Genomic DNA, 16206 nt, shown 5'->3' on the forward strand with positions numbered 1-16206 from the left:
TTTTAAACCCAATAATGATCAGTGTCCCACTTTTTTAGGATTAAAAAAAGTTTCACTAACAAAAAACTTTATTTCACAAACCTTTCTTCATAGCGATAACTTTTTTTTGTTTGGTCTGATAAAATCAAATGCAAAATTTTAAACATAATAAAATAGCAAGGATACACTATGAAGGTTTGGCAATTTTTTCGTACACCTCTGCCAATAATCACGCTTTTGTTGACACTTCTTGTCACCGCGCTTCCCTTGAAAGCCAGTGATTTGCTTGACCCTGAGGATGCCTTTCGATTACAACCCGTACAAATTGTTGATGGCAAAATTAGTATCAGTTGGGAAATAGAGCCCGGCTACTATTTATACCAAGATCGGTTGGGTGTTAAGTCCGCTGACATTCAATTGCAGGCTATTAATTTTCCACCTGCAAAAGACAAAAACGATCCTTTTTTTGGTCAAGTTAAAATTTATGATCAAGACTTTACTTTAACTATCCCCTATCAAGGCCAAGCACAACAAGCCAATCTCGTTATCAGTTATCAAGGCTGTGCCGAGGAATTTGGCGTCTGCTATCCACCACAAACTGAACAAGTTTCGATAAACCTGCCTGCCAATACCATGCCAAGCTTGCCAAATGAGGTGAAATCATTAAGCGCACTAAACGACTTTTTAGCCAGTCAAACTGGCCTAACTGACACTGGCTTACTTGATGTTGATGATGCCTTTGCATTTTCTTATAGCCAAAGTGGCGAGGGTCAACTATTTGCAAATTGGACGATGGCCGACGGCTATTATTTATACCGCGACAAGATCACTGCCAACATTGTTTCAGGCCAAGCAACTATTGAAGGCATTATTACACCTCAAGGTGAAATGAAAGATGATCCAATTTTCGGTCAGGTTGAAGTTTATTATGGCCAAGGCGCTGCAGACATTACCATCACAGACTTGCAAGGGCCAGTTGTTGTAGAAATAGGCTATCAAGGTTGTGCTGACGTGGGCGTCTGTTACCCACCTGAAACCAGACAGGTGACCTTAGACCCCGCAACGTTTGGTACCGCAACCGCTGAAACAGTAGCAGCTGCAGCTGCAGCGACACCAACTCAATCAAGTGCATTGAGTTTAACAAGTGCACCCTCGTCCGACCCTGCTCAGATGTCTGAAGCGGATCGTATCACTAACACCTTAATGAATGCTAACCTATGGATCGTCGTGCTGACCTTCTTTATATTTGGGTTACTGCTATCCTTTACGCCTTGTGTTTTCCCAATGATTCCTATTCTGTCCAGCATTATTGTTGGCCAGGGCAATCAAAACATTACCGCCCGTAAAGGCTTTATTATTTCATTGGTATTTGTGTTATCAATGGCTACGGCTTACACCATTGCAGGTGTGCTAGCGGGGATATTTGGCGCTAACCTTCAAGCAGCTCTACAAAACCCCTGGGTGCTAGGCAGTTTTGCAGTCATTTTTGTGCTACTTGCACTGTCTATGTTCGGATTCTATGAAATCCAACTGCCCGCCAGCCTGCAAAACAAAATCACCCAATTATCTAATAAACAGAAAGGGGGCTCGCTAACCGGTGTCGCCATTATGGGCTTTTTATCGGCCTTAATTGTTGGCCCATGCGTAGCACCACCGCTAGCAGGTGCCTTAATATACATTGGTCAAACAGGCGATGCGATGCTTGGTGGTTTAGCTCTATTTGCAATGAGTATTGGTATGGGGGTGCCTTTACTATTATTGGGTGCATCAGCAGGCAAACTACTCCCACGTGCAGGCGCATGGATGAACACCGTCAAGGCCGTATTTGGCGTGCTATTACTGGCAGTCGCACTATGGCTAGCAGACCGCGTACTACCAGGCTGGATCAGTATGATTGGTTGGGCGCTACTATTTATTGTTGCCGCCATCTATATGGGTGCACTCGAACCGATTGGCGACAAATCCAACTGGCATAAGCTCTGGAAGGGACTAGGCCTATCATTATTGGTAACAGGTTTTGTCATCATTATTGGTCTAGCCGGTGGCTCGCGTGACCTGCTCCAACCGCTAAAGGTTTTCCAAGGAGGAGGCAGCGCAACACAACAACAAGCCGAACTGCAGTTTGAATATATTGACAGCCTAGAAGAACTACAAGCCCGCGTGGGTCAAGGCCAACCTGTAATGCTTGACTTTTATGCCGACTGGTGTGTTAGCTGTATTGAGATGGAACGCTTTACTTTTACTGATCCACAAGTGCAAGCTGCGCTTGACGGGGTAGTGCTTTTAAAAGCGGATGTAACCGCCAATACGACAGATCATCGTGCGCTAATGCGTGAACTCGGCATTGTTGGCCCGCCAGCTATTTTATTCTACGATGCAGCTGGGGTTGAACAACGCGGTCAACGTGTTGTTGGTTTTAAAAATGCCGCCGACTTTAAAGCCAACATTCAAGCAGCACTAAGAAATTAGCCCTAGTATCACCTCAACAGGCCTGCTTGTATTGCTTGATACACGCAGGCTTTCTTATTGGCCAAAAAAACCTAATTGCGGTTATTTCGCCTCTTTTTGCAACAAATCAAACCTCCAACTGCTTACTTGGTAAGCCTTATCCATAGCATTAACGTTAAATTTAACTTATAATCATGCTTAGTCTTTGCAAGATTAACACTGCATATCCTAACAGTTTTGGAGTCAAACCCCCTATGGCAAGCATTTTGGTCCTTAATGGCCCTAACCTGAATATGCTCGGACGACGCGAACCCCATATCTACGGTCGTCAAACACTTGCAGACATTATTGGAGAATTAGAAACTATCGCTGATGAAGTTGCTGTCAGGCTTTGGCACTTTCAAAGCAATGCCGAACACGCCCTAATAGAACGCATTCATCAAGCCATGGATGATGGCACCGAATTCATTATCATAAATCCAGCCGCTTTTACCCATACCAGTGTAGCGATTAGAGACGCACTTAGCGCGGTAAACATTCCGTTTATTGAAGTTCATCTTTCTAATGTTCACCAGCGCGAGCCCTTCCGCCATCACTCTTATTTTTCTGACAAGGCTATTGGCGTTATTGCAGGCCTGGGTACGGACGGCTATCGCTTTGCCCTAGAAGCCGCCATTAAACACTTAGAATAACAACATTTAAACAAGATCAAAACTAACAAGGAACTACAACATGGATATTCGCTCAATCCGTAAACTCATCGAAATTGTTGAAGAATCAAATATTGCCGAAATAGAGATTCAAGAGGGCGAACATTCGGTACGCATCACTCGCAATAAGGAACCTGTCTATATGCCAACGCCTTCTGCGATGCAATATCAGGCAGCTCCAGCGCCAAGCCCCACACCAGCCGCACCACCCTCTGCGCCATCAGAACCTGCTGCAGCCACTGAATCTACTGGAACTAAAGTAACCTCTCCAATGGTCGGTACCTTCTATGCAGCGGCCTCACCCACTTCTGCACCTTTTGTAAGCGTGGGCGACAGCGTTGCCATTGGCGATACACTTTGTATTATAGAGGCCATGAAAATCATGAATCCAATTGAAGCTGAAGTTGCCGGAACCGTTAAGCAAATCTTGATCCAAAATGGTGAACCGGTTGAGTTCGGTCAAACCTTATTTATTGTCGAATAAGGGCTGAGCATGGAAAAACTTCTTATTGCCAACCGAGGCGAAATCGCACTACGCATCTTGCGCACTTGTAAACAACTTGGCATCAAAACGGTTGCCGTTCACTCAACTGCCGACGCGAATCTAAAACATGTACTAATGGCCGATGAAACAGTCTGTATTGGTCCTGCAGCATCTGCGCAAAGTTATTTGCATGTGCCCGCGATTATTTCAGCAGCAGAAGTCACCGATGCTGAAGCTATTCACCCAGGCTATGGCTTTTTATCGGAAAACGCTGATTTTGCAGACCGTGTTGAAGAAAGTGGCTTTATTTTTGTCGGCCCTAAGGGCGATACCATCCGCATGATGGGTGATAAAGTCCAAGCCATTCGTGCTATGAAAGCGGCTGGCGTCCCCACCGTTCCAGGCTCTGGCGGCCCCCTAGGTGACGATGCTGAAACCAACTTACGTATTGCCAAGGATATTGGTTATCCGGTCATCATTAAAGCCTCTGGTGGTGGCGGTGGACGCGGCATGCGCGTGGTGCATACTGAAGGCAGCTTGTTAAAATCAATTCAACTGACCAAACAAGAAGCCGGTGCCGCTTTCAACAACCATGAAGTCTACATGGAAAAGTTTTTAGAAAACCCTCGCCATATTGAAATTCAGGTACTCGCCGATGGCCAAGGCCATGCAATTCATCTCGGTGAGCGTGATTGTTCGATGCAGCGTCGCCATCAAAAGGTTGTCGAAGAAGCACCGGCACCCGGCGTGACTGAAGAACAACGTAACCGCATTGGTGCAATTTGTGCCAAAGCCTGCATTGATATTAACTACCGCGGCGCTGGCACCTTCGAATTTTTATATGAAAACGGTGAGTTCTATTTCATTGAAATGAACACACGTTTACAGGTTGAGCACCCGGTTACTGAACAGGTCACTGGTATTGATTTGGTGAAGGCACAAATTGAAATTGCCATGGGTCGTCCATTAACCATTAAACAATCGGATATCAAGCTAACCGGGCATGCGATTGAATGCCGGATTAACGCAGAAAATCCAGCGAAAAACTTTATGCCTTCACCCGGCAAAATAGAACGTCTGCATTTACCTGGCGGCCCTGGAGTGCGTATTGACACCCACATTTACACCAGCTACACGGTGCCACCGCACTATGATTCGATGATTGCTAAAGTCATTTGCTCTGGAACCGATCGTGCTACCGCTATTGCACGGATGCGTACGGCCCTGCAAGAGATGCTTATTAAAGGCATCGATTCAAATATCGACTTACAACGTGAAATCATGAGTGATCAAGGCTTTGAAGAGGGTGGACGGAATATTCATTACTTAGAGCACCGACTTGAGCACTTAGTTTAATGGCTTGGATTCAAATTACTACCACCGTTGCTGAAACCCAAGCTGAACCTTTATCTGATGCACTGATGGAGCTCGGTGCATTATCAGTCACTTTTGCTGAAACCGGTGAACAAGAGATATTTGAACCTGAAATAGGTACGACGCCCATCTGGCAACAAACCCGGGTGATGGGACTATTTGATGCACAGATTAATAGTACTGAATGCCTGCTTGGACTCACTCAACTTATGCCCGAGCTGTCTCCGAGTCAGTTCAAAGTTGAACTTATCGAAGATAAAGATTGGGTTCGCGAGTGGATGGATCAATTTCAACCCATGCAATTTGGCCAAAACCTATGGATTGTGCCCAGTTGGTTAGACGCACCCAACCCGGATGCCACTAACTTACTCCTTGATCCGGGTTTAGCCTTTGGTACCGGAACCCATCCCACTACAGCAATGTGCTTAAGCTGGTTAGACGCCAATCCGCCCATTGAAAAATCCGTTATTGACTATGGTTGTGGTTCAGGCATTTTAGCAATTGCTGCTGCTAAGCTAGGCGCTCGTTGCGTTTATGGAACGGATATTGATCCACAAGCTATTACGGCCACGCTCGACAATGCCCAGCGCAATCAAGTGAACCTACAAGCAGGCCTGGTAAATGGTATCAACCTACCTCAATCAGAGCTGATTCTTGCGAATATTTTAGCCGGGCCATTAGCCGAACTTGCCCCCATTTTAAGCCAATACCTCATCACTAATGGACAGCTGGTTTTATCAGGCCTGCTTGTTAGCCAGGCCGAACAACTTATCACCTGTTATCGCGAGGTTGGCATTGATCTTCAGCTGGCTAATCAGCATGAAGAATGGGCATTATTGGTAGGCGTAAAAACCACTCAAACACCCTAGCACAAATGACCTGGCAACTCGGCCCCTATCAGCTTCCTAATAAATTGATTCTTGCACCCATGGCTGGAGTCACCGATACCGCATTACGTAACATCTGCTATCAACAAGGTGCGGGCTATGCTATTGGCGAAATGCTCAGCGCGCAAACGCACTTATGGGCCACTAAAAAATCGGCCACCCGACAAGTCAATCCAAATGACCCTGAACCCAGAGCAGTCCAACTACTCGGCATAGATCCGTTAAGCCTTGCTGACGCCGCGCAGCGCCAAGTCGAACAAGGTGCGCAGGTTATTGATCTCAATATGGGCTGTCCAGCTAAAAAAGTCTGTCAACAAGCAGCAGGGTCTGCATTACTCGCTTACCCTGAACAGGTAGCCCATATTTTTAAGGCCGTGACAGCGGCAGTGAAGGTACCGGTAACCGTCAAAATTCGAACAGGGATTGATTCACAGCATAAAAATGCGCTTGAGATTGCACGAATCGCTGAAGACTGTGGACTCAGTGCTATTGCTATACATGGCCGAACGCGAGCTGATAAGTTTAATGGTCACGCAGAATATGACACTATCGCACAAATAAAACAAAGCTTATCCATTCCCGTCATTGCGAATGGTGATATTTGTTCTGCCGAACAAGCGCAATTTGTATTAAACTATACTCATGTAGATGCACTGATGTTAGGAAGAGCAGTACTGGGTCGGCCTTGGCTGTTTAACCAAATTAATACCTGGTTAAACCACAAAACACCTTGCCCAGCCCCAAACTGGCACGACCAATTGAATATTATCAATGCGCATTTGGCGGGTATTTATCAATTATATGGTGAAAAACAAGGTGTCCGTATCGCGCGCAAGCACCTAGGATGGTATGCACAGTTTCTTCCTCAAGGTGCCCTATTACGCCAAAAATTTAACCAACTGAATGAGTCGTGTGCGCAGCAAGCCTGCATCTATGACTACTTTGATGCTTTAGACACAAGATTAGAACCACAGCCATGCTAAAACCCTTGCCACTCGAACATCATCTAATAGACAACCTAGATTATTACTTCAGCACCCTTGAAGGTGAACAAGTTTGCAATCTACATGCTATGGTCATGCAACAAGTTGAAAAGCCCCTCATTGAATATGTTCTGACACAGACCTCGGGCAACCAAACACAAACGGCTGCAATCTTAGGCATCAATCGCAACACCCTTCGAAAAAAGATGCAGCACTACAACTTGATGCCATCAAATGAATAATCGTTATTCCCTCTATTTTTACTTCTGGAGATATGTATGAAACCCGTTCGTCGCGCCCTTATTAGCGTATCTGACAAAACTGGCATAATTGAGTTTGCCCAAGCCTTGAGCCAACTCGGTGTCGAAATTTTATCCACCGGTGGTACCTACAAAGCTATGCGTGAAGCAGGCCTGGCCGTGACAGAAGTATCGGAATACACTGGCTTTCCAGAAATGATGGATGGCCGCGTTAAAACGCTACACCCTAAAGTTCATGGCGGCTTATTAGGGCGTCGTGGTATCGATGATGCCATTATGGCCGAACATGGCATTAAGCCAATTGATATGGTGGTGGTTAATCTCTATCCATTCGAAGCGACGGTCGCTAAAGCCGATTGTTCATTAGAAGACGCGATTGAAAACATCGACATTGGCGGCCCTACCATGCTGCGCTCTGCCGCCAAAAATCATAAAGATGTCGCTGTTGTCACCGATCCTAAGGACTACGCTCGTATTTTAGAAGAAATGCAAGCCAATGCTGGCCAGCTATCGCACGCTACCCGCTTTGATTTAGCGATCAAAACCTTTGAACAGACTGCGCGTTATGACGGCGCGATTGCCAACTATTTCGGCACGATGTTCACTGAAGACAAAACCGACACCTTCCCGCGCACTTTTAATACGCAATTTGTTAAAAAGCAGTCGATGCGTTATGGCGAAAACCCGCATCAAAACGCCGCATTTTATGTGGAGCGCAATGCCTCAGAAGCGTCGGTATCAACCGCTACCCAATTGCAAGGCAAAGAGCTATCCTTTAACAACATTGCCGATACCGATGCCGCATTAGAATTGGTTAAAACGTTTGATGACATCGCCTGTGTGATTGTGAAACACGCCAACCCTTGCGGGGTTGCCATCGGCAGCAATCTGTTTGAAGCTTATGACCGCGCTTATAAGACCGACCCGACTTCGGCCTTCGGCGGCATTATTGCGTTTAACCGCGAGTTAGACGCCCAAACCGCACAAGCGATTGTGGATCGTCAATTTGTGGAAGTCATTATTGCGCCAAGCGTCAGTAGCGATGCACAAGAAATCGTTGAAGCAAAGAAGAACGTGCGCCTACTGGCCTGTGGTGAATTAAACGGCCAACAAGCCGCTTATGACTACAAACGCGTGACCGGCGGTTTATTAGTGCAAGATCGTGATTTAGGCATGATCACCGAACCCGACTTAAAAGTCGTCAGCAAAATCGCACCGACCCCAGAACAAATGCAAGACCTGATGTTTGCTTGGAAGGTGGCGAAATACGTGAAATCCAATGCCATTGTCTATGTTAAAGATGGCATGACCATTGGCGTCGGTGCAGGCCAAATGAGCCGCGTGTACAGTGCCAAAATCGCTGGCATTAAAGCCGCCGATGAAGGTTTGGAAGTCGCCGGTTCAGTCATGGCATCAGACGCCTTCTTCCCCTTCCGTGATGGCATTGATGCGGCGGCAGCGGCCGGTATTAAAGCGGTGATTCACCCGGGTGGTTCAATGCGTGACGAAGAAGTCATTGCCGCCGCCAACGAACACGGTATTGCGATGGTGTTTACCGGTATGCGCCACTTCAAACACTAAAAGGACTCTTTTATGAAAGTATTAATTATTGGTAATGGCGGTCGCGAACATGCTTTAGCATGGAAAACGGCACAAGCCCAAAACACCCAGGTTTTTGTTGCGCCAGGTAATGCCGGCACAGCGCTTGAGCCAAACTTGACTAATGTCAATATTAGCGCAACGGACATACCAGGCCTGGTGAAGTTTGCGCAGGACAATGCGATTGATCTAGCCATCGTTGGCCCAGAAGCACCGCTAGTCTTAGGCGTGGTCGATGCCTTCACGGCGGCCGGCTTAAAATGTTTTGGCCCAACAAAAGGTGCGGCGCAACTTGAAGGCTCTAAAGCATTCAGTAAAGACTTTTTAGCTAAACACGCTATTCCAACCGCTGAATATCAAGTATTTACCGAAGTTGACCCAGCCTTAGCCTATATTGCTCAAAAAGGCACGCCGATTGTAATTAAAGCCGATGGCCTTGCAGCGGGTAAAGGCGTGATTATTGCGCAAAACAGTGCAGAGGCCGAAGCTGCCATAAAAGACATGCTGGCAGGCAATAAATTTGGTGCCGCCGGCTCGCGTGTGGTGGTGGAAGAGTTTCTAACAGGTGAAGAAGCCAGCTTTATTGTCATGGCCGACGGAGTCAATGCCCTAGCCATGGCGACCTCACAAGATCACAAAGCACGTGATAATGGCGATCTTGGCCCTAACACTGGTGGCATGGGGGCCTACAGCCCTGCGCCGGTTGTCACCCGTGCCATTCATGACCGCGTCATGGCCGAGGTCATTTATCCCACCATCCGTGGCATGGCGGCGGATGGTCTACCCTACACTGGCTTTTTATATGCAGGCCTGATGATTGATGCGGCAGGAAATCCCAAAGTATTAGAGTTTAACTGCCGCTTTGGTGATCCAGAAACCCAACCTATTATGATGCGCCTACAATCGAATCTTGCCGACCTATGCTTAGCCGCGCTAGACCAAAAGCTAGATAGCGTCAAAGTCGAATGGGACTCTCGTCCAGCGCTTGGCGTCGTCATTGCTGCCGGTGGCTATCCAAACGATTATGCAACCGGTCATGTGATCAGTGGCCTTGAAGCGGCCGCACAAATCCCGAATGCGAAAGTGTTTCATGCTGGCACCCAACTCAATGCCAATAATGAAGTGACCACCAACGGTGGGCGGGTACTTTGCGCAACCAGTCTGGGTGAAAACGTCGCTGACGCCCAAGCCCATGCTTATGCGGTCGTGGACAAACTATCCTGGCAAGATCATTTTTATCGCACCGATATTGGCTATCGTGCGGTCGCGCGAGAACAGCAATCTGAGTAAACCTCCCAAGAAAACCAGCCCTGTCCTGCAATAAATATTGCAGGACATCTTCCCTACCCAATTGCAGATACAATCATTAAGGCAGCCGAGCCTACCAAACATAACACCACCCAAATTTTTACAAAGCAAGTCATTTCATCAGCATCTAAGCGCTTCATAGTCATGTCCTATCTATCTACTATTTACAAAGGCACGATCACCGGATAACGGTCAGGGCGCTCGATAATCTCAACCGGTGTTTGATACACGGCTTCAATCGTCGATTGAGTTAGAACCTGATGAATCGGCCCTTGTTGAACGATTTTGCCTTCCGACAATAACAACGCGCGGTCGGCATAGTGTGATGCCAAGTTTAGGTCATGCAACACCGCCACGACCGCCATCTTGACAGCGCGCGCCAAACGGCGCAGTACCTTAAACACCTGCTGCTGGTGGGCTAAGTCCAAGCTGGAGGTGCATTCATCGAGCAACAATAACGGTGGCAAGCCGCCCGTCTGTTCAGCTTGTTTAGCCGCCGTTAATATTTGCGCCAACACCCGTGCCAACTGCACCCGTTGTTGCTCACCACCGGACAAGGTGAGATAGTTGCGCTGAGCAAGATGACGAACATCAAACAACGCCAACGCCTCGTCTACTCGGCGGTTTACTTCCGCTTTGCCGACATAAGGAATCGCCATACTGACCACTTCTTCCGCCAAAAACGGGAAATCCAAATGCACTGCTTGCGGCATGACCGCACGCAACTGCGCCAACTCACGCGGCGCATAACTGGATAACGGACGTTGATGAAATTGTACGGCGGGCTTATAAGCCTCGAACTCACCCGCCAACACCTTGAGCAAGCTGGATTTACCCGCCCCATTGGGCCCCAAAATCACAAACACTTCACCCGCTTCAATCGCTACTGAAACCTGTTGCAAAATCGCTTTGCCATTCAGCGTTAAATTAAAGTCTGCTACTGAAATCATACTCATCCCCAAAAAAACCGACTTAAAAACCAACTCGGTTACGACGCTGGAGTAACAAGGCAAGGAAGAACGGCCCACCAATCGCAGCCATCACCAGCCCGATAGGTAACTCCGCCGGGGCAACAATTATTCTGGCAATCGAGTCAGATAAAATTACTAAAATCGCGCCCATTAATGCACTACCAGGCAATACCCAACGATGGTCTGGTCCCAACAACAAACGCACCAGATGTGGCGCGACCAAGCCGACAAACCCAATCACCCCACTGACTGCGACCGCTGCACCCACACTCAATGCGGTCAACACAATGATCGCGCGCTTGGCAAGCTTGACATTAAAACCGATATGTTCGCTGACTCTTTCTCCCATTAAAAACGCATTCAGGGTTAAAGCAAAATAGGGTAATAAACCTATAGCCAACAAAATCGGAATACCCGATACCAATACATCTGTCCAGGTTGCACTTGCCAAGGAACCCATCGTCCAGAAGGTCAAGCTGCGCAAGGCTTCATCGGTTGAATAATAGGTCAAGACCCCTGTGGCCGCACCGGCAATGGCATTAATCGCAATCCCCGCCAACAGCATCAGCGCGACATCGGTTCGGCCATCTTTGGTGGCGATTTGATAAATCAGCCAAGTAATCGTTAAGCCGCCCAAAAACGCGGCAATCGGCACCGCATAATAGCCGGTCATCGCTGTCCAACCGGCAAGATAAGTTGATCCCAATACAATCACCGACACCGCCGCCAACGCCGCACCGGTGGACACACCAACCAGGCCTGGATCGGCTAGAGGGTTGCGAAATAATCCCTGCATGGCCGCACCGGCCACAGCTAAACCGGCACCGACCAGGATCCCCAGAATCACACGCGGCAAACGGATCTCCTGCACCACCCAATTCCACTGCGCATTATCCGATAACCCAAACAACGCCAGCACCACATCTAACCAGCCAATCTGAATCGCACCGATCGTCATGGACACCACGGCCATCAGCAAAACCACAACCGCCAATACCGATAAGCCGCAAGGCGCACATTTAATTAATCTCACTTATTGATTCTCGCTAATCATAGCTACAAGCCACCATTAAGCCATAAAATGGCATGATTTTTGGTTACAAATACATTAATTTTAATATTTTTCAGAGTTTTCCTTGAATACATTAATTAACAAACGCAGCTTCTGGATTGTTGTCATAAGTGTATTTTTACCACTATTGCTAGCCGCATTTACGGGGACATTTTATGCTGGCACCTTATGGCCGAATCCTATCCTTCATGCATTAATTGAAGGCGCAAGTATCGTTTTATACTTTAGCTTAGGGGTTTACATCACAACTTTAGTTAAAACAGGATCTCTTCCCATTCGGTTTTACTGGCCGGTTGCCAGCTTCCTTTCGATGGGGGTAATCACCGTTTTTCATGGCAGCAGTGAACCAGGCAACACCTTTGTTGGCCTTCATAGTGTTAGCGTGTTAATCGGTGGGCTGCTTATGGCGATGATCGCACTGCCCTCGCGTCTGCACAAACCAAACCTGCTAAAACATCTACCTTGGTTAGGGCTAGTGATCGGTTTTGGTATCAGTCTAGCGATGATCATGATGGATCAACAGTTCCCAACCATGTTGGTTGAAGAAGGTGTTTTTAGCGAAACCGCGATTATTTTAAATACGCTTGGCGCTGTCGGCTTTCTTGTTGCGACCTTACACCTTCTATTTTACAAAAAAGCAGAGCTCTCTCACTGGGCCTTGGCGGTATTAACGCTGTTATTTTCGGCATCAGCTATTCTTTTTGAATACTCCGCGCTTTGGGATGCAACCTGGTGGCTATGGCATTTTTTGCGCCTAATCGCCCTAACTATTTTACTCGCCTATTTTTTCCAGTGGTTTTATAAACAAGCAGAAACGGCTAAAGATCAAGCCGATAAATTCGAAAATCTAGCCTTTCGTGATAGCTTAACTCAACTACCCAATCGAACGCTGTTTTATCAACAGCTCAACCTCGAACTGCAAAAAGCTAAACGTAACCAATTTACCCTCGCCTTGCTTTTTATTGACCTCGACCGCTTTAAACAAGTCAACGACACGCTGGGGCATGATATTGGTGACAAACTATTAGTCTTGGTTGCCGCCCGCCTCAACCACGCGTTACGTCAAGCGGACCTTCTGGCTCGGATGGGCGGCGATGAGTTTACCGTTATCCTAAACGGCCATCAAACCGAGGCGTCAGCGTCCAAAGTCGCTCAGCATATTATCAACACCTTAACACCCAATTATCAGATTGATCAACATGATATCAATATTGGCGCCAGCATTGGGATTGCGTTTTACCCAAAGGATGGCACTGAAATAGGAACCTTAATGCGTTTAGCGGACACCGCCATGTATCAGGCTAAAGCCGCCGGACGCAATACCTATAAGATTTATCAGGCCTAATTCGCTTTCCATGCTGCTTGAAACTTCTAAATATATAAATTAAAAACCACAGGTATTTATTAAGCTATAACATGGTTTATCTAACTTTTAAACATATATTGACTTAAGATTTGATTAACACCAAGAGAATCGAGTATTATTCTTGTGACAAAATATAATTAACCAAATTTAAATTATGGTAAAGGCAAGCAAATGGATTTAGAACAAATGAGTTTAGAGGCGTTAATTCAATTAGAGCAGGATATTAAAAAAACAATTCAGCAAAAACAACACGCAGAAAAAAAGCAGTTAATTGATGAGTTTAAAGCGCGCGCTGCGAGTTTAGGTTTATCAATTGATTTAGTCATTAATGATGACAAACCCGCTAAGAAAACCGGCGCTAAAGTCGCCCCAAAATACCAACACCCATCAAATCCAAGCCTGACTTGGACTGGACGTGGCCGCACACCAAAATGGGTTGAGGAACAAGTTAGCGCTGGCCGTAGTTTGGCATCACTCGAAATTTAAGCTACACGTTTATATTTAAGTGCGTTTTTGATATTCGACAAAATCAAACGCAAAAAGATGGCGCGCATCCGCGGGATGATGCTGGCGTGATACTTCACGCCAGGCCTGCAGATCAATGACCGGGAAAAATGCATCGCCCTCAGGCGCGGCATCCACTTCAGTAATCAATAAACGATCAACCTCATCCAGCCATTGTGCATAAAGTTGTGCGCCACCCATAATCACCACTTCTTCGGCCTCAGCCACCGACTCAATGGCCTGTTCAACAGAATTAAATACCTGAATACCTTCTGCCTTAAAATCTGCATTACGGCTAATCACTAAATTAGGCCGATTAGGTAAAGGCCGCGCGCCAATTGATTGAAACGTTTTACGCCCCATAATGACCGGTTTATTTAAAGTTTGCGCTTTAAAATATTTTAAATCGTCCGGCAAATGCCATGGCATTTGGTTATCTTTGCCTATCATGCGGTTTTTCGCCATCGCAACGATCATCATTAATTTTGGCCGCTTAAAACTCATACCGACACCTGCGCTTTAATATGTGGGTGCGATTGATAGTTGACTATTTCAAAGTCATCAAATTGGTAATCAAAAATCGAATCGGGTTTACGCTTAATCACCAGGCCTGGTAAGGGTAAAGGCTCACGCGTTAATTGCAATTTAGCCTGTTCAAGGGTGTTGATATACAAATGCACATCACCGCCTGTCCAGATAAATTCGCCAACCTCATAACCGGTTTGTTGTGCAATCATGTGTACCAATAAAGCATAGCTGGCAATATTAAACGGCACCCCCAAAAAGGTGTCGGCACTGCGCTGATAGAGTTGGCAGGATAAACGGCCATTCGCGACATAAAACTGGAAAAAAGCATGGCAGGTCGCCAGCGCCATTTTGCCCTGTTCGACATTGGCTTGCGGACTGATCGACTCATCCGGCAAATCCGCTGGGTTCCAAGCCGTGACAATCATGCGCCGACTGTTCGGATTGGTTTTCAGGGTGTCCACCACTTGTTGAATTTGGTTAATCACCTCACCATTCGGACTTTGCCATGCCACCCATTGCTTACCATAAAGCGGGCCTAAATCGCCGCTTGGCGTCGCCCACTCATCCCAAATCCGCACTTGATTGTCTTTTAAATATTGAATATTGGTATCACCGGATAAAAACCATAACAGCTCATGAATAATCGAGCGGATATGCAATTTTTTGGTGGTCACCAACGGAAAACCCTGCTGCAAATCAAAGCGCATCTGATAACCAAACACCGACAAGGTACCCGTGCCGGTACGATCACCCTTCTGCACCCCATGATCGATAATGTGTTGCAATAAATCTAAATATTGTTTCATTTGTTTTTCGCTCCATTAACTAGGCCTGGTTGTTGACGATAAGCCCAAACCATTAAGCCGACGCCGATCACAATCATGGGCAGCGACAGCAACATGCCCATTGTGAGCCAGTCGCCCGCAAGATAACCTATGTGAGCATCCGGCGCGCGGAAGAACTCGGCGACGATGCGGAACACGCCATAGGCCGCCAAAAACAGACCCGCAACCGACCCGGCCGGACGCGGCTTGGATGAATAACACCACAGCAATACAAACAGCACTAAGCCTTCCAAAAATGCCTGCAACAGCTGGCTGGGATACTTTTGCACCACCTCATTCAACACCGGATCATACACCCACATCCCCAACGGCGAATCGGTGAGCTTACCCCACAGTTCGCCATTGATATAATTGCCAATCCGTCCCAAACCTAAACCAATGGTGACCAATGGCGCCACAAAGTCTGCCACCGAAAAAATCGACAGGCCTTGTTTACGCGCAAACAACCACATCGCCAGCGTGACACCTAACAGTCCGCCATGAAACGACATGCCGCCTTGCCACACCATCACCAACGACAGCGGATTGGCCACCAGGCCTGCAAAGTCGTAAAACAACGCATACCCTATGCGACCACCCAGCACTACGCCCAACGCTGAATAGAACAGCAGGTCGCCGACCTTATCCTTATCCCAAATCGACGACGATTTGGCGCGATACAAACCCAACAGCCAGGCGGCACCAAACCCTAAAACATACATCAGCCCATACCAGTGAATAGCAATCGGCCCAAGTGCCAAGGCCACAGGATCAATGACAGGATAACTCCACATAGCGGCCTCAACCCCCAAGAATAAAAAATAGAACTAGTGTAAACCAATGCGCCACTAGCTACAATTAGATAACAAAGCATAAAACCATGTGAAATGACTGGATTTTAACCCTACT

The 16206-nt window shown here is 47.0% G+C and carries 16 protein-coding genes; 11 read left to right on the plus strand and 5 right to left on the minus strand.

All coding sequences use genetic code 11. The annotated features are described in order from the left end of the window. Nucleotides 1-168 precede the first annotated feature (168 nt). From dsbD to purD, 9 genes are all read left to right on the plus strand, one after another. Nucleotides 169-2448 carry a protein-disulfide reductase DsbD gene (gene dsbD, locus BM293_RS08445; RefSeq protein ID WP_093448426.1) on the plus strand — a complete coding sequence of 760 codons (2280 nt, stop codon included), beginning with the start codon at nucleotides 169-171 and terminating at the stop codon, nucleotides 2446-2448. 233 nt (nucleotides 2449-2681) lie between these two features. Next, nucleotides 2682-3119 (plus strand): type II 3-dehydroquinate dehydratase, encoded by a 438-nt coding sequence (gene aroQ, locus BM293_RS08450; protein WP_093448428.1) that lies wholly within the window; start codon nucleotides 2682-2684, stop codon nucleotides 3117-3119. Nucleotides 3120-3159: 40 nt separating this feature from the next. Further along, nucleotides 3160-3621, plus strand: coding sequence for an acetyl-CoA carboxylase biotin carboxyl carrier protein (gene accB / locus BM293_RS08455; RefSeq protein WP_093448430.1), 462 nt, complete (start codon nucleotides 3160-3162; stop codon nucleotides 3619-3621). A 9-nt stretch (nucleotides 3622-3630) separates the two neighbouring features. Next, nucleotides 3631-4977, plus strand: coding sequence for an acetyl-CoA carboxylase biotin carboxylase subunit (gene accC, locus BM293_RS08460; RefSeq protein ID WP_093448432.1), 1347 nt, complete (start codon nucleotides 3631-3633; stop codon nucleotides 4975-4977). Further along, nucleotides 4977-5864, plus strand: a complete 888-nt coding sequence (gene prmA / locus BM293_RS08465) for a 50S ribosomal protein L11 methyltransferase (protein ID WP_093448434.1) — start codon at nucleotides 4977-4979, stop codon at nucleotides 5862-5864. The genes accC and prmA overlap by 1 nt, the downstream gene beginning before the upstream one ends. 5 nt (nucleotides 5865-5869) lie before the next feature. After that, nucleotides 5870-6865 carry a tRNA dihydrouridine synthase DusB gene (gene dusB / locus BM293_RS08470; protein WP_093448436.1) on the plus strand — a complete coding sequence of 332 codons (996 nt, stop codon included), beginning with the start codon at nucleotides 5870-5872 and terminating at the stop codon, nucleotides 6863-6865. After that, nucleotides 6859-7107, plus strand: a complete 249-nt coding sequence (locus BM293_RS08475) for a helix-turn-helix domain-containing protein (RefSeq protein ID WP_093448438.1) — start codon at nucleotides 6859-6861, stop codon at nucleotides 7105-7107. The genes dusB and BM293_RS08475 overlap by 7 nt, the downstream gene beginning before the upstream one ends. Nucleotides 7108-7143: 36 nt before the next feature. After that, entirely contained in the window at nucleotides 7144-8706 is a 1563-nt protein-coding gene (gene purH / locus BM293_RS08480; protein ID WP_093448440.1) for a bifunctional phosphoribosylaminoimidazolecarboxamide formyltransferase/IMP cyclohydrolase, read from the plus strand. A gap of 12 nt (nucleotides 8707-8718) precedes the next feature. Beyond that, entirely contained in the window at nucleotides 8719-10014 is a 1296-nt protein-coding gene (purD, locus tag BM293_RS08485; protein WP_093448442.1) for a phosphoribosylamine--glycine ligase, read from the plus strand. A gap of 182 nt (nucleotides 10015-10196) precedes the next feature. On the opposite strand, the gene BM293_RS08490 is transcribed toward purD, so the two are convergent. Next, nucleotides 10197-10982, minus strand: a complete 786-nt coding sequence (locus BM293_RS08490) for a heme ABC transporter ATP-binding protein (protein WP_093448444.1) — start codon at nucleotides 10980-10982, stop codon at nucleotides 10197-10199. A 22-nt stretch (nucleotides 10983-11004) separates the two neighbouring features. Then, nucleotides 11005-12036, minus strand: a complete 1032-nt coding sequence (locus BM293_RS08495) for a FecCD family ABC transporter permease (protein ID WP_093448446.1) — start codon at nucleotides 12034-12036, stop codon at nucleotides 11005-11007. Between the two features lie 103 nt (nucleotides 12037-12139). On the opposite strand from BM293_RS08495, the gene BM293_RS08500 reads away from it, so the two are divergent. Beyond that, the gene (locus BM293_RS08500) at nucleotides 12140-13420 is read left to right on the plus strand and encodes a GGDEF domain-containing protein (protein ID WP_093448448.1); all 1281 of its coding nucleotides are present in this window, start codon (nucleotides 12140-12142) and stop codon (nucleotides 13418-13420) included. Nucleotides 13421-13612: 192 nt separating this feature from the next. Then, on the plus strand, nucleotides 13613-13927 hold the full coding sequence (locus BM293_RS08505; protein ID WP_093448450.1) for an H-NS histone family protein: 315 nt from the start codon (nucleotides 13613-13615) through the stop codon (nucleotides 13925-13927). Between the two features lie 15 nt (nucleotides 13928-13942). Here BM293_RS08505 and BM293_RS08510 read toward each other — a convergent pair whose 3' ends face one another. Genes BM293_RS08510 through lgt form a run of 3 tightly spaced genes read right to left on the minus strand, consistent with a single transcriptional unit; the run spans nucleotide 13943 to nucleotide 16091 of the window. Beyond that, nucleotides 13943-14449: a dihydrofolate reductase gene (locus tag BM293_RS08510; RefSeq protein ID WP_093448452.1), complete on the minus strand. Its 507-nt coding sequence runs from the start codon at nucleotides 14447-14449 to the stop codon at nucleotides 13943-13945. Then, nucleotides 14446-15279, minus strand: coding sequence for a thymidylate synthase (locus BM293_RS08515; RefSeq protein ID WP_093448454.1), 834 nt, complete (start codon nucleotides 15277-15279; stop codon nucleotides 14446-14448). The genes BM293_RS08510 and BM293_RS08515 overlap by 4 nt, the downstream gene beginning before the upstream one ends. Next, nucleotides 15276-16091, minus strand: a complete 816-nt coding sequence (lgt, locus tag BM293_RS08520; RefSeq protein ID WP_093448456.1) for a prolipoprotein diacylglyceryl transferase — start codon at nucleotides 16089-16091, stop codon at nucleotides 15276-15278. Before lgt ends, BM293_RS08515 begins: the two co-directional genes overlap by 4 nt. Nucleotides 16092-16206: the final 115 nt, after the last annotated feature.

It is taken from the genome of Thiomicrospira sp. ALE5 (genome assembly GCF_900112445.1).
In the GTDB taxonomy this organism is placed as follows: Bacteria; Pseudomonadota; Gammaproteobacteria; order Thiomicrospirales; family Thiomicrospiraceae; genus Thiomicrospira.

What these genes read in the sequence shown, in the direction of transcription:
- dsbD (WP_093448426.1), top strand. Translation starts at nt 169, where the DNA reads ATGAAGGTTTGGCAATTTTTTCGTACACCTCTGCCAATAATCACGCTT.
- aroQ (WP_093448428.1), top strand. Translation starts at nt 2,682, where the DNA reads ATGGCAAGCATTTTGGTCCTTAATGGCCCTAACCTGAATATGCTCGGA.
- accB (WP_093448430.1), top strand. Translation starts at nt 3,160, where the DNA reads ATGGATATTCGCTCAATCCGTAAACTCATCGAAATTGTTGAAGAATCA.
- accC (WP_093448432.1), top strand. Translation starts at nt 3,631, where the DNA reads ATGGAAAAACTTCTTATTGCCAACCGAGGCGAAATCGCACTACGCATC.
- prmA (WP_093448434.1), top strand. Translation starts at nt 4,977, where the DNA reads ATGGCTTGGATTCAAATTACTACCACCGTTGCTGAAACCCAAGCTGAA.
- dusB (WP_093448436.1), top strand. Translation starts at nt 5,870, where the DNA reads ATGACCTGGCAACTCGGCCCCTATCAGCTTCCTAATAAATTGATTCTT.
- BM293_RS08475 (WP_093448438.1), top strand. Translation starts at nt 6,859, where the DNA reads ATGCTAAAACCCTTGCCACTCGAACATCATCTAATAGACAACCTAGAT.
- purH (WP_093448440.1), top strand. Translation starts at nt 7,144, where the DNA reads ATGAAACCCGTTCGTCGCGCCCTTATTAGCGTATCTGACAAAACTGGC.
- purD (WP_093448442.1), top strand. Translation starts at nt 8,719, where the DNA reads ATGAAAGTATTAATTATTGGTAATGGCGGTCGCGAACATGCTTTAGCA.
- BM293_RS08490 (WP_093448444.1), bottom strand. Translation starts at nt 10,982, where the DNA reads ATGATTTCAGTAGCAGACTTTAATTTAACGCTGAATGGCAAAGCGATT.
- BM293_RS08505 (WP_093448450.1), top strand. Translation starts at nt 13,613, where the DNA reads ATGGATTTAGAACAAATGAGTTTAGAGGCGTTAATTCAATTAGAGCAG.
- BM293_RS08510 (WP_093448452.1), bottom strand. Translation starts at nt 14,449, where the DNA reads ATGAGTTTTAAGCGGCCAAAATTAATGATGATCGTTGCGATGGCGAAA.
- BM293_RS08515 (WP_093448454.1), bottom strand. Translation starts at nt 15,279, where the DNA reads ATGAAACAATATTTAGATTTATTGCAACACATTATCGATCATGGGGTG.
- lgt (WP_093448456.1), bottom strand. Translation starts at nt 16,091, where the DNA reads ATGTGGAGTTATCCTGTCATTGATCCTGTGGCCTTGGCACTTGGGCCG.